Source organism: Cupriavidus sp. 22TCCZM01-5, from assembly GCF_057798915.1.
Genome location: NZ_JBYOJR010000017.1, coordinates 103,797 through 116,441 on the forward strand (window position 1 = coordinate 103,797; position 12,645 = coordinate 116,441).

A 12,645-nucleotide genomic window follows, 5' to 3' on the forward strand; every position below is an offset into this window, starting at 1 on the left:
CAGGTACAGGGCATCGCCGGATGCCCAAAAACAAAAAAGCCCGGTGTCTCCACCGGGCTTCCATCAAAACCTCTGCATCGCCTGCGCTCAGCTCTTGGCTGCCACCGCCGCCTTGCCCTTGCCGAGCATGCGGTTGATCTGCCACTGCTGGGCGATCGACAGGATGTTGTTCACCACCCAGTACAGCACCAGGCCGGCCGGGAAGAAGAAGAACATGAACGAGAACACCAGCGGCATGATCATCATGACCTTGGCCTGGACCGGGTCCGGCGGGGTCGGGTTCAGCTTGGTCTGCAGGAACATCGACGCAGCCATGATGATCGGCAGGATGTAGAACGGATCCGGCACCGACAGGTCATGGATCCAGCCCAGCCACGGCGCACCGCGCATTTCCACCGACGACAGCAGCACCCAGTACAGCGCGATGAACACCGGGATCTGGATCACGATGGGCAGGCAGCCGCCGAGCGGGTTGACCTTCTCGGTCTTATACAGCGCCATCATCTCCGCGTTCATCTTCTGCGGATCGCCCTTGTGGCGTTCGCGGATCGAGGTCATGCGCGGCTGCAGGTCCTTCATCTTGCCCATGGACTTGTAGCTCGCCGCCGACAGCGGGAAGAACACCAGCTTGATCAGCACGGTCAGCGCGATGATCGACCAGCCCCAGTTGTTCAGGAAGCCGTGCAGCTTCTCGAGCAGCCAGAACAGCGGCTTGGCCAGGATGGTCAGCCAGCCGTAGTCCTTCACCAGTTCCAGGCCCGGGGTGATCTTCTCGAGCATGCGCTCTTCCTGCGGGCCGGCGAACAGGCGCGCATCGGTCGTCACCGTGGCACCCGGGGCGATCTCGCCCAGCGGCTGCTGGATACCCACGCGGTACAGGTTCGGGTCGATCTGCTGGACGTAGAAGCTGTGCTCCTTGCCGGCCTGCGGAATCCAGGCCGAGGCAAAGTAGTGCTGCACCATCGCCACCCAGCCACTGCTGGTGGCGGCCGGCGTGCTGGCCTTGCCCTTGGCGATGTCTTCGAACGTGATCTTGTGGTACTTGTCCGCGTCCGTGTAGATGGCCGGGCCGGTGAAGGTGCTGTAGAACTGCGACTGCTCCACCTTGCTGCCGTCACGCGCCAGCTCCATGTACAGCGTCGGCGAGACCGGCGCGGTGCCGCCGTTGGTCACGGCAAAGCGCGCATCGACCACGTAGCTGCCCTTGTGGAACACGTAAGTCTTCACAAACTTCACGCCGTTCTTGTCGGCGGTCAGCGTGACTTCGAGCTTGTCGGCACCGTCCAGCGTGCGCGGGCCGGGGGTGGCCGTGAACACGGTGGTGTGGTTCGGCAGGTCGCCGCCGATCAGGCCCGAGCGTGCCATGTAGGTGCGCGTGGTGTCGCGCTCGAACAGCACCACCGGCTTGCCGTCCTTCTCGTGCTCGTTGAGCAGCTCCAGGCGCGACAGGATGCCGCCGGCGGTGTCGATCTCGGCGCGCACCTCATCGGTGGTCACGACGATCTTCTCGCCCGTGGGCTGGGCGGCTGCCTGCGGGGCTGCACCCGGGGCACCCGGGGCTGCCGGAGCGGCGGCGCCTGCGGCAACGTTGGCCTTGGGCACATCGCCCTGGGCTGCGCTGGCGGCGGCGGGCGCCGAGGCGGCCTGCTGCTGCGTCGCGCTCGGGAAGAACATCGACGCGTGGCCGTTGGCGCGCTGCCAGTTGTCATAGAGCAGCACGAGGGACATCGAGAAGATGACCCAGAGGATGGTGCGTTTGATATCCATGTCTCGCTGTGGTCGGGGAAATCAGGGTCGTGGGAGACGGACGGTGACAGGCCCATGGCCTGCCGCGGGATGGGCAAACTTGCCCGTTTGTGCCGTTTCCGCTTCCGCACCCGGCACGGGATCATACCCGCCTTGTGCGAAAGGATGGCAACGGCATAGCCGGCAAGCGGCCATCCAGCTGCCGCGCGCGGCGCCATGACGGATGACGGCGTCGCGGGCGTAGTCGGAACAGGTCGGCCAGAAGCGGCACCGCGAGCCCAGGTACGGGCTCAGAGCGATCTTGTAGATGCGCAGCAGGGCTAGCAGGATTCGCTTCATGGCTGGGAGCGGTCAGGCCGGAAGGCCCTTGGGCTGTTCTGGCGAGGCCGATGGTGATGACGGCGGCGCAGGCGGCGGTGGCAAGGGCTTGGCGGCGACCTCCAGCAGGCTGGAAATCTCCGTCAGGCACGCCTGTCGGACCGCGGCGCGGCTGGTAAATTCCGCGCGCGGAAACTTGGTCTGCAACCGCAGCAGCACGTCGCGCCCGCCCAGCTGGTCTTGCCGCTGGCGGAACAGCTCGCGCGCCATGCGCTTGACCAGATTGCGCTCGGCCGCGCGCGGTGCGAACTTCTTGCCCACCACCACGCCCAGCCGGGCCTCGGCCCGGCCGTTGGCGCGCACGTAGAGCACGAAGTGCGTACTGCGCTTGCGGGGCCGCAAAGCAAAAACGGATGAAAACTCATCCGTCTTTGTCAGCCTCGCGGCTTTGGGAAAGGCAAAGGTAGACACGCTTGGCAACGCTAGCGGGAACACTGCAGCCTGCGGCAAGCTACCGGCCATCCAGAACGCGAGGCGGTTGGCATGGACGGCGTCGCCGCCGTCCAGACCGGTCGCCCGGCCCTTAGATTGCCAGGCGCTTGCGGCCCTTGGCGCGACGAGCGTTGATGACGGCACGGCCGCCACGGGTCTTCATGCGCACACGGAAACCATGGGTACGCTTGCGACGGGTAACGGAAGGTTGGTAGGTACGTTTCATGTTGCACTCTCTGGTTGATCTGGGCTAGCCCGCCTCCGGCCGGTGCCGGGGTGCCGTGGCCGCCGCGTATGGTTCGCGTTGGGGTTGCCGCGCGTCGGAAAAGCCTGGGGCGTTTACCAACAAGTCACGACGATTCTGGTTCTGTCTTGGTGCCGGCCCTGAAGCCGGCCAGCGCTGGATTGCAAGGTATACCTGCAAGGCGCGGGCGGCACGGACAGGCCAGACCCGGCGATGCGCATACGAGATCCCCTGCCGCATCGCAGAACCCGCCATTTAAACGATTTTCCGCGCGAGTGTCAAGACTCCGTCATGTGTGCAAGGACACAATCGCGACAGCACTACGTAAACAGCCGTGCGTCATTGTCCACAACAGCCTGTTAACAAGTTTGCGTGCTGATTTATGCACTGCGTCAGGCTGCCAGAATGGCCGAAGTCCCTGTTTCCTCAGTATTTTCCGGCGTTGCAGCATGCCGGAAACCCGCGCCACTGCTCGGGTTGTGCACACCAATCCACCGAATTTGCACAAGTTGTCCACAGACTTATCCTTTGTGGATAACTTGAGGCCGGGGGTACAATCCCGGTCCAATCACTACACGGGCTGCGTGGCGCAGGCGCATCCCGGGCTTCCCCCCAAGTTTTTGCAGGTCGACACGGCGGACCGTATACAAGGACGTATACGTAAACCGATGCCGGCGCCGCAGGCATGGGTACAAAGAAGGCCGGGCTGGCAAGCGCGACAGTAGCCGTGGCGCACCCTGGGGATGCGCTAACTTAACAAAAAACAATGCAAGACTTCTGGCAGGCGGCAGCCGCGCAACTCGAGCGCGAACTGACGCCGCAACAGTTCAAAACCTGGATCAAGCCGTTGGCGCCCGTCGGTTTCGACGAAGAAGCGCTCACGCTGCGCATTGCTGCGCCGAACCGGTTCAAGCTGGATTGGGTCAAGAGCCAGTTTTCGGGGCGTATTACTGCCCTTGCCTGCGAATATTGGGAAGCGCAGGTCAGTGTTCACTTTGTCCTGGATCCTGCTGCATCGGGCCGTGCGGCTGCCTATGCGCAGCCGCCGGTAGGCGCCATGGGTGCCGGACCCGACGCTCACGCAGCACCGGGTACGGGTATGCAGGGCTATGCCGGCCAGCCGACGGGGCAACCCATGGGGCAGCCGATGGGCCAGCAGTTTGCCCAGCCCGGCATGCAGCCGGGCTATGGCGAGTACCAGTCCGCCCGCGGCCAAGCCGGCTTCGGGCCGGGCCAGGCGCCCTACCCCGGCCATCCGCTGCAAGGTGGCTCTCGCCCGCGGCAGGCGCCGGCCGCGCAACACAGTGTCGACATGGGCGAGATCGACGTGGTCCAGATGGATCCGTCCGAAGCCGCCGCCCGCTCCTACCGCGCGCAGCAGCAGCAACCGCCCATGCAGTCGGGCCCGATCGTGCAGCATCCGGGCGCGCCCGTTGCGCAGCCTGGTCAGCAGCCCGGCCAGGCCAGCGACACGGTGCACGAGCGCTCGCGCCTGAACCCGATCCTGACGTTCGACAACTTCGTCACCGGTAAGGCCAACCAGCTCGCGCGCGCCGCCGCTATTCAAGTGGCCAACAACCCGGGCAAGTCCTACAACCCGCTGTATCTCTATGGCGGCGTGGGCCTCGGTAAGACGCACTTGATCCACGCCATCGGCAATTTCATGCTGCTGGAGAACCCGCGCGCCCGCATCCGCTACATCCACGCCGAACAATATGTGTCCGACGTGGTGAAGGCTTACCAGCGCAAGGCGTTCGACGAGTTCAAGCGCTACTACCACTCGCTCGACCTGCTGCTGATCGACGATATCCAGTTCTTCTCCGGCAAGAACCGCACGCAGGAAGAATTCTTCTACGCGTTCGAGGCACTGATTGCCAACCGGGCGCAGGTGATCATCACCAGCGATACGTACCCGAAGGAGATCACTGGCATCGACGATCGCCTGATCTCGCGTTTCGACTCCGGCCTGACCGTGGCCATCGAGCCGCCCGAGCTGGAAATGCGCGTGGCAATTCTGATGAAGAAGGCCGCCGCCGAGAACGTGAGCGTGCCAGAGGAAGTCGCGTTCTTCGTCGCCAAGCACCTGCGTTCCAACGTGCGCGAGTTGGAAGGCGCGCTGCGCAAGATCCTGGCGTTCTCGAACTTCCACGGCCGCGACATCACCATCGAGGTGACGCGCGAGGCGCTGAAGGACCTGCTGACGGTGCAGAACCGCCAGATCTCGGTCGAGAACATCCAGAAGACCTGCGCGGACTTCTACAACATCAAGGTCGCTGACATGTACTCGAAAAAGCGGCCTGCGAACATTGCAAGGCCGCGCCAGATCGCGATGTACCTGGCCAAGGAACTCACGCAGAAGAGCCTGCCCGAGATCGGCGAACTCTTCGGTGGACGCGATCACACCACCGTGCTGCACGCGGTGCGCAAGATCGCCGACGAGCGCAGCAAGGACGCGCAGCTCAACCACGAACTGCACGTGCTGGAACAGACGCTGAAGGGTTGAGTTTGGTTGGACGCCGGCCCGGGAAACCGGGGCGGCCAGATTTTCCAAAAGCTGGCCTTTCGAGGCTGGCATACTGTAGGTCAGGCGTCACAGGGAAGGCCCTGGGGCGCCTGTTAAACAACATCGGCTCCGCCGCAAGTCGTGTGCAGTAATGGCCACAGATAAGGCTTTGCGGTGAGTCGGGACGAAACGCGGAAAGTCCGGCGAAAAAGTGCCGGGCGGGCATCGTGGCTTTTTTGCACAGTCCCCACTTCCGACGGTTTCGCCCCGCTTCACCGCAGCGGCTTATCCTTGGTACAATGGCACATTAACTCCTTGATTTCTAAGTGAATTGGAGTTGCCTGGAGTTTGCGGTCGCCGACGACAAACGACGAAGGATAAATTCAATGCAATTGGTCAAAACCTCGCGAGACAATCTGCTGCGTCCGCTGCAAATCGTGAGCGGCATCGTGGAGCGCCGCCACACCCTCCCGATCCTGGCCAACCTGCTGATTCGCAAGTCCGGCTCGAACGTATCCTTCCTCTCGACCGACATCGAGATCCAGATCACCACGCACGCCGAATGCGGCGTGGGCAATGACAGCGTGGCCACCACCGTGGCCGCACGCAAGCTGCTCGACATTCTGCGCGCCATGCCCGACGGCGACGTCGCCCTGTCGCTCAACGACAAGCGCATGACCGTGCAGTCCGGCAAGAGCCGCTTCGCACTGCAGACGCTGGCCGCCGAAGAATTCCCGACCGTTGCCGAAGCCACCGAATTCAACGCCAGCGTCTCGCTGCCGCAGAAGACCTTCAAGCACCTGCTGGCGATGGTCCACTTCGCCATGGCGCAGCAAGACATCCGTTACTACCTGAACGGCATGCTGCTCGTCGTCGACGGCAAGAAAGTCATGGCAGTCGCCACCGACGGCCACCGCCTGGCCTACTGCGGCGTGGAGCTGGAAAACGAAGCCGCCGGTGTGGGCTCGCGCCAGGAAGTCATCATCCCGCGCAAGACCATCCTGGAACTGCAACGCCTGCTCGAAGACAACGACGACCCCGTGCAGGTGCAGCTGGCCGCCAACCAGGTGAAGTTCAGCTTCGCCAATATCGAGCTGATCTCCAAGCTGGTGGAAGGCAAGTTCCCCGACTTCCAGCGCGTCATTCCCAAGGGCTACAAGAACGCCTTTGCGATTGACCGCGTCAGGCTGCAGCAGGCGCTGCAACGCACCGCCATCCTGACGACCGACAAGTTCAAGGGTGTGCGCTGCATCCTGGACACGCACATGATGAAGATCAGCTCCACCAACGCCGACCAGGAAGAGGCGCAGGAAGAGCTGGAACTCGATTACTCGGGCGACGCGCTCGACATCGGCTTCAACGTAACCTACCTGCTCGACGTCCTCGCCAACCTGAAGAGCGAGCAAGTGCAGGTCAGCCTCGGCGACTCGAATTCGAGCGCGCTGATCACCGTGCCGGATGACGACAACTTCAAGTACGTCGTCATGCCGATGCGCATCTGATGTTCCGGTAACAGGACACGCAGACAACGACATACCGGAGCAGCAAACGGCACGCACCGACACCCGAATCAATACGGGCAGTCTTCTCGCAGCGGGGGCAGGATCGAAAGTGGTCCGCCCCTTTTGCCGTTTTTAGTAACCGCCTTGCGGAAGCCCCAGGCCTGGCAAATTTGCCGACATGGCCGGTTTCCGTATTTGCCGTGAGTAGGAAAACATGACCCAAGCGCAAGCACCACAACAGGAAAACACCTACGGAGCCTCGTCGATCCAGATCCTGGAAGGCCTGGAGGCGGTACGCAAGCGTCCGGGCATGTACATCGGTGATACCTCCGACGGCACCGGCCTGCACCACCTCGTGTTCGAGGTGCTGGACAACTCCATCGACGAAGCGCTGGCCGGCTACTGCACCGAGATTCAGGTCACCATCCACAGCGACAACTCGATCTCCATCGTCGACAACGGCCGCGGCATCCCGCCCCTGGTCAAGTTCGACGACAAGCACGAACCCAAGCGCAGCGCGGCGGAAATCGCCATGACCGAGCTGCACGCCGGCGGCAAGTTCAACCAGAACAGCTACAAGGTGTCCGGCGGCCTGCACGGCGTGGGCGTGTCTTGCGTGAACGCGCTGTCCAAGTGGCTGCGCCTGACCGTGCGCCGTGACGGCCAGGTCCACCTGATCGAGTTCGCCAAGGGCGATGTGCAGAACCGCATCATCGAGACCGTGACCGGCCCGGACGGCCAGCCCGTGGAAGTCTCGCCGATGAAGATCATCGGCGCCACCGACAAGCGCGGCACCGAAGTCCACTTCCTGGCGGATGAGGAAATCTTCACCAACGTCGAGTTCCACTATGAGATCCTCTCCAAGCGGATCCGCGAGCTCTCGTTCCTGAACAACGGCGTCCACATCAAGCTGGTCGACCAGCGCACCGGCAAGGAAGAAGACTTTGCCTTCTCCGGCGGCGTGAAGGGTTTTGTCGAGTACATCAACCGCTCCAAGACCGTCCTGCACCCGAACATCTTCTACGCCAACACCGAAAAAGACGGCATCGGCGTGGAAGTGGCCATGCAGTGGAACGACGGCTACAACGAGCAGGTGCTCTGCTTCACCAACAACATTCCGCAGCGTGACGGCGGCACCCACCTGACCGGCCTGCGCGCCGCGATGACGCGCGTCATCAACAAGTACATCGAAGAAAACGAAGTCGCCAAGAAAGCCAAGGTGGAAACCACCGGCGACGACATGCGCGAAGGCCTGGCCTGCGTGCTGTCCGTCAAGGTGCCCGAGCCCAAGTTCAGCTCGCAGACCAAGGACAAGCTGGTCTCGTCCGAAGTGCGCCTGCCCGTGGAAGAGCTGGTCAGCAAGGCGCTGACCGACTTCCTGCTGGAAACGCCCAACGACGCCAAGACCATCTGCGGCAAGATCGTCGACGCCGCCCGCGCGCGCGAAGCCGCCCGCAAGGCCCGCGAAATGACCCGCCGCAAGGGCGTCATGGACGGCATGGGCCTGCCCGGCAAGCTGGCCGACTGCCAGGAAAAAGACCCGGCCCAGTCCGAACTCTTCCTGGTGGAGGGTGACTCCGCAGGCGGCTCCGCCAAGCAGGGCCGCGACCGTAAGTTCCAGGCCATCCTGCCGCTCAAGGGCAAGATCCTGAACGTCGAGCGCGCGCGCTTCGACAAGATGCTCTCCAGCCAGGAAGTGCTCACGCTCATCACCGCGCTGGGCACCGGCATCGGCAAGGACGACTACAACCTGGAAAAGCTGCGCTACCACCGCATCATCATCATGACTGACGCGGACGTGGACGGCTCGCACATCCGCACGCTGCTGCTGACGTTCTTCTACCGCCAGATGCCCGACATCATCGAGCGCGGCTACGTGTACATCGCCCAGCCGCCGCTCTACAAGATCAAGCACGGCAAGGAAGAGCGCTACATCAAGGACGACGTCGAGCTCAACGCCTACCTGCTCAAGCTGGCCATGGAAAAGGCCGTGCTGGTGCGCCCGGATGGCACGGAGATCAATGGCGATGCGCTGACCGAGCTGGCGCGGCAGTACCAGCTGACGGAAGGCGTGATCGGCCGTCTGTCACGCATCGTGGATCAGGATGCGCTGCGCGCGATTGCTGATGGCGTGACGCTGGACCTGGACAGCGCGCCGGCGGCTGAGGCTTCGGCCGTGGCGCTGAAGACCAAGCTGGCGGAGATGCATGCCAAGACGTTGATTGGCGCCGCGGTCAATGACGATGGCACGGCGGATGTGTATGCCCAGTTTGATGAGAAGACCGACAAGCATCGGCTGATGATTGCGCGTCGTCATCATGGCAACGTGCGGCTGTCGCACCTGGATGCGGACTTTGTCCACGGGGCGGATTACGCGGCGCTGGCCAATGCGGCCAAGACGTTCCAGGGGCTGACGCCTGAGGGGACCAAGGTGCAGCGCGGGGAAGGGGACAAGCTGAGGGATCAGACTGTCAATGACTTCCATGGGGCGATGCAGTGGTTGCTGTCCGAAGCGGAGCGCGGTGTGTCGCGGCAGCGCTATAAGGGTCTTGGTGAGATGAACCCTGAGCAGTTGTTTGAGACCACCCTCGACGTTACGCAGCGGCGTCTGCTGAAGGTGCAGATTGAGGATGCTATTGCGGCGGATCAGATCTTTACCACGCTGATGGGGGATGAGGTGGAGCCGCGTAGGAACTTCATCGAATCTAATGCGTTGGTGGCGCGGAATATTGATGTTTGACTATTCGAACAGTCCAGCAGATTACCAATTCGCAAGCTTATGGTACGCGCTTCATCAACACGGACTTCATCGAAAGAGAGAACGCCTAAAATAGCGGCAGTGGATCTTTTCTGTGGCGTCGGTGGTAAGACACATGGTTTTATTCGAGCAGGGATCGCCGTAAAAGCAGGCTACGATATTGATGCCACCTGTCGATATGCCTACGAAAAAAACAACCACGGGGCTCAGTTTATCCACAAGGGTGTCGAAGATATCACTCCTGACGAACTGACGAAGTGGTATCCGCGTGGTGCGAAAAGAGTCCTCATAGGCTGTGCCCCATGCCAGCCGTTCTCTACCTATAGCTATAAGTACGGCGCATCTGTATCGGATGGCTCGAGGCAGGATCGCAGATGGTCCCTGCTGGATCACTTCCGAAGCCTGATCAGCGCGACGATGCCGGATGTTGTTTCGGCCGAGAACGTGCCGGAACTTGCTCGTAGGAAGCACGCTGTCTATACCCGCTTCAAGGACGAACTTGCGGAAATGGGCTACCACATCAGCGAACAAATTGTTCGATGCGCTGACTATGGAGTTCCGCAAACGCGCAAGCGCCTCGTTTTACTGGCATCAAAACATGGTCACATCGACCTTGGAATGTCGAAGGAAGGAACTAGCAGGCCGCGCACCGTTGAGGATGCAATAGGAAGACTTCCCGCCATAGTTGCGGGCGGTCCAGCACCGGTGGATGATCCACTTCATGTTAGTCCAAGACTTTCGACTTTAAATCTGAAGAGGATCAAGGCGACACCTCCAGGTGGGGGGTGGCAAGATTGGCCCCAAAGCCTGCGCTTGGACTGTCATAAACGCTTGAGCGGGGCGACGTTTCCAAGCGTCTATGGGCGCATGTCTTGGGACGATCTGGGGCCAACTATAACAACTCAGGCCTATGCTCTGGGAAGCGGCCGATTTGGGCATCCTGATCAGAATCGAGCAATCTCATTGCGTGAAGCTGCCCTGCTACAGACCTTCCCCGAAGACTATGCCTTCACGGCGCCGAACGAGAAGATTACTTTCAGGAACACTGGTCGGCATATCGGTAATGCCGTACCAGTGGCTCTTGCTGAAGCAATTGCTTACGCTATACGGGAACATTTAGCGCAGCAATAGTTTCTTCTCTGAGATACCCGCGAGCATTTATATAGCTCCGGAAGGCCACGATTACATGATCTAGATAGTCAATCGTGGCATCTGCGATAGCACGTAGATCCGCTGCGGTATGATCATTGCCGCATTCTGAAAAGGAAATCGCGCCATGGGCCAGCTTATTTCTTAAATCTCTGACAAGCTTTAAGGGACCCTTATTGTCGCGTGCGGGTTGTTTAACCCGCCTATAAACCAAATTCGGAACACGAAGGGGTATTCCGAGTTTCTTGGCGAGAACTTCAATTTCATCATCATCCCAGTTACCACCTCCGCCTTTAGTGATCTTTAAACCGAGTGGTAGTGAGCCGAGAAAGTGATGGCAGACCTCAAGAGCGCTCTCCAAACGGTTCTCAGGTGTCAATAGTTCATGCGTCCTTGCCACTGACCGAACCCACTGCAGTCGGAGTTCATCGGAGAGGTGGCGAGCATTAAGCGCGCCTCCTTGTGTCGCAACATTTTCAATCGTACCTATCAATAAGGTAACTATTGCCTCTATTAAATTGTATAGGTGCAGATAAAGCCCGGCGTATAAGATGCGTTGTTGAAGCGGTGTGACATGATGCTGAAACGCTCCTATCTGAATAGTAGGCTGGCCGATTTGAAGGCTTTTCTCCAGAGCCTCGACAAGGGAAAAATAGGCTTCAATTTCCCCTCGCCTTTCATTAAAGGTTACCTCAACTATTTCTAGTGTCAATTCAGACATCATTTGACCTCTTGTCCAAGAAGCTTATCTCGGACGAAATTCATGCGCCCTTGCAATCGACCAATTGCGTTGGCGCCATCCGACCCAACCACATTGAGGAACTCCTCTGAGGCGAGCCAGGGCACTACCTTTCCAGCATCTGGCTCTAGATTGGGGGCAGCTTGCATTGCAAGATAAGTGCCTAACGCAATCCCTTCGTACCGCGATCGCGGTGTCGCTTTCCCCTTGGGGATCCTACGAAAGCCATATGGAAAGGCCCGCTCGATAAACTGCATAGTCTTGTGAAAACGCTCACGATAACTATCGACTTGGTCGGGATTGTCTACAAAATTTTCATTCTTCTTTCTGGAATAGGCAAAAAGGAAAGGTGAAACTTCATCTGCGTAATCCTCCAAGCCATCGCCGTACGCAAAGAATCTAGTGACAAGTTCTTCCCGCTCACGCTCCTTTTCTTGCTTGACACTAACGGGTGCAAGCAATTTGAAGCGAGCATCGTTTGCGAGCTCGATTACGAGATCCAAGAATGGTCCACTCAACGCGCCGCGCCTCAATTCGGCCTTATTTGCGACTTTGCTGCCCGTGTTTATCCGCTCAAAAAGGTCGAATCGAGCCTCGTCGTCGGCGTGTTCGCTGAGCACAATACCTCGAATCGACCGATTCTTTAGTTTCCGCTGACGCGATTCTGGGAGATCGGAGAATCGAAAGCCAGTTAGTGCAGGTAGTTTCTCCAAATCGCCCAGAGCAAGTTCATCATGCATGAACTCTTCCAATGTTCGCAAACGCTGTGAGCCGTCAACTATCTCAAATTTTCCGGTTTCTGGCTCTTCCCAAAAGAAGAGGAATGGAATGGGTAAGCCCATGAGAATGGATTCGATAAAGCGCCATTTTCGGGATTCTTCCCAGGTGAATTCACGCTGATATGCCGGTACAAGATAATCGCCGGAACGCATCTTCTGAGCTAAGATCTCGATCGTGAACTCCGTGACGAAGTACTCGATTCGCTTCGATCGCTCGGAAATTTGTGCCTCGGCAAGCGCAACCTGCTCCGGGGTGAATTTTTCTTCGAACAGATCTAATGTGTTAGATGAAAGTGCCATTTGGGCCGCCTTTGGTATTTTTCTGGAAATATCATACTTCAACTAAGCTGGAGGTAGGCTGGAGCATGACATATGCTTCAATTGAGATCCACCAGAATAGTGCGAACGTGGGATG

At 59.7% G+C, this 12,645-nt stretch carries 10 protein-coding genes; 4 read left to right on the top strand and 6 right to left on the bottom strand.

The genetic code is table 11. The features are described 5' to 3' along the window. Positions 1–87 precede the first annotated feature (87 nt). The 4 genes from yidC to rpmH form a co-directional block, all read right to left on the bottom strand. Entirely contained in the window at positions 88–1,767 is a 1,680-nt protein-coding gene (gene yidC, locus AC3FNH_RS17440) for a membrane protein insertase YidC (RefSeq protein WP_488720960.1), read from the bottom strand. A 21-nt stretch (positions 1,768–1,788) separates the two neighbouring features. Further along, complete coding sequence (gene yidD / locus AC3FNH_RS17445) at positions 1,789–2,085, bottom strand: membrane protein insertion efficiency factor YidD (protein WP_276099020.1); 297 nt, start codon at positions 2,083–2,085, stop codon at positions 1,789–1,791. A 12-nt stretch (positions 2,086–2,097) separates the two neighbouring features. Further along, the gene (gene rnpA, locus AC3FNH_RS17450; RefSeq protein WP_488720982.1) at positions 2,098–2,586 is read right to left on the bottom strand and encodes a ribonuclease P protein component; all 489 of its coding nucleotides are present in this window, start codon (positions 2,584–2,586) and stop codon (positions 2,098–2,100) included. Positions 2,587–2,647: 61 nt separating this feature from the next. Continuing rightward, entirely contained in the window at positions 2,648–2,782 is a 135-nt protein-coding gene (gene rpmH, locus AC3FNH_RS17455; protein ID WP_008650850.1) for a 50S ribosomal protein L34, read from the bottom strand. A gap of 784 nt (positions 2,783–3,566) precedes the next feature. Between rpmH and dnaA the strand changes: the two genes are divergently transcribed. The 4 genes from dnaA (at position 3,567) to AC3FNH_RS17475 (ending at position 10,694) form a co-directional block, all read left to right on the top strand. Beyond that, positions 3,567–5,303, top strand: coding sequence for a chromosomal replication initiator protein DnaA (dnaA, locus tag AC3FNH_RS17460; protein ID WP_488720961.1), 1,737 nt, complete (start codon positions 3,567–3,569; stop codon positions 5,301–5,303). A 386-nt stretch (positions 5,304–5,689) separates the two neighbouring features. After that, positions 5,690–6,805 carry a DNA polymerase III subunit beta gene (gene dnaN, locus AC3FNH_RS17465; protein WP_488720962.1) on the top strand — a complete coding sequence of 372 codons (1,116 nt, stop codon included), beginning with the start codon at positions 5,690–5,692 and terminating at the stop codon, positions 6,803–6,805. 214 nt (positions 6,806–7,019) lie between these two features. After that, complete coding sequence (gene gyrB / locus AC3FNH_RS17470) at positions 7,020–9,545, top strand: DNA topoisomerase (ATP-hydrolyzing) subunit B (RefSeq protein WP_488720963.1); 2,526 nt, start codon at positions 7,020–7,022, stop codon at positions 9,543–9,545. A 99-nt stretch (positions 9,546–9,644) separates the two neighbouring features. Continuing rightward, positions 9,645–10,694 (top strand): DNA cytosine methyltransferase, encoded by a 1,050-nt coding sequence (locus AC3FNH_RS17475; protein WP_488720964.1) that lies wholly within the window; start codon positions 9,645–9,647, stop codon positions 10,692–10,694. Here AC3FNH_RS17475 and AC3FNH_RS17480 read toward each other — a convergent pair. Both AC3FNH_RS17480 and AC3FNH_RS17485 read right to left on the bottom strand, forming a co-directional pair. Further along, positions 10,666–11,436, bottom strand: a complete 771-nt coding sequence (locus AC3FNH_RS17480) for an MAE_28990/MAE_18760 family HEPN-like nuclease (protein WP_488720965.1) — start codon at positions 11,434–11,436, stop codon at positions 10,666–10,668. The genes AC3FNH_RS17475 and AC3FNH_RS17480 overlap by 29 nt on opposite strands. Next, positions 11,433–12,530: a DUF262 domain-containing protein gene (locus AC3FNH_RS17485; RefSeq protein ID WP_488720966.1), complete on the bottom strand. Its 1,098-nt coding sequence runs from the start codon at positions 12,528–12,530 to the stop codon at positions 11,433–11,435. Before AC3FNH_RS17485 ends, AC3FNH_RS17480 begins: the two co-directional genes overlap by 4 nt. Positions 12,531–12,645: the final 115 nt, after the last annotated feature.

Excerpts from the sequence above, each read along its gene's own strand:
- yidC (WP_488720960.1), bottom strand. The coding sequence starts at position 1,767 with ATGGATATCAAACGCACCATCCTCTGGGTCATCTTCTCGATGTCCCTC.
- yidD (WP_276099020.1), bottom strand. The coding sequence starts at position 2,085 with ATGAAGCGAATCCTGCTAGCCCTGCTGCGCATCTACAAGATCGCTCTG.
- rnpA (WP_488720982.1), bottom strand. The coding sequence starts at position 2,586 with ATGGCCGGTAGCTTGCCGCAGGCTGCAGTGTTCCCGCTAGCGTTGCCA.
- rpmH (WP_008650850.1), bottom strand. The coding sequence starts at position 2,782 with ATGAAACGTACCTACCAACCTTCCGTTACCCGTCGCAAGCGTACCCAT.
- dnaA (WP_488720961.1), top strand. The coding sequence starts at position 3,567 with ATGCAAGACTTCTGGCAGGCGGCAGCCGCGCAACTCGAGCGCGAACTG.
- dnaN (WP_488720962.1), top strand. The coding sequence starts at position 5,690 with ATGCAATTGGTCAAAACCTCGCGAGACAATCTGCTGCGTCCGCTGCAA.
- gyrB (WP_488720963.1), top strand. The coding sequence starts at position 7,020 with ATGACCCAAGCGCAAGCACCACAACAGGAAAACACCTACGGAGCCTCG.
- AC3FNH_RS17480 (WP_488720965.1), bottom strand. The coding sequence starts at position 11,436 with ATGATGTCTGAATTGACACTAGAAATAGTTGAGGTAACCTTTAATGAA.
- AC3FNH_RS17485 (WP_488720966.1), bottom strand. The coding sequence starts at position 12,530 with ATGGCACTTTCATCTAACACATTAGATCTGTTCGAAGAAAAATTCACC.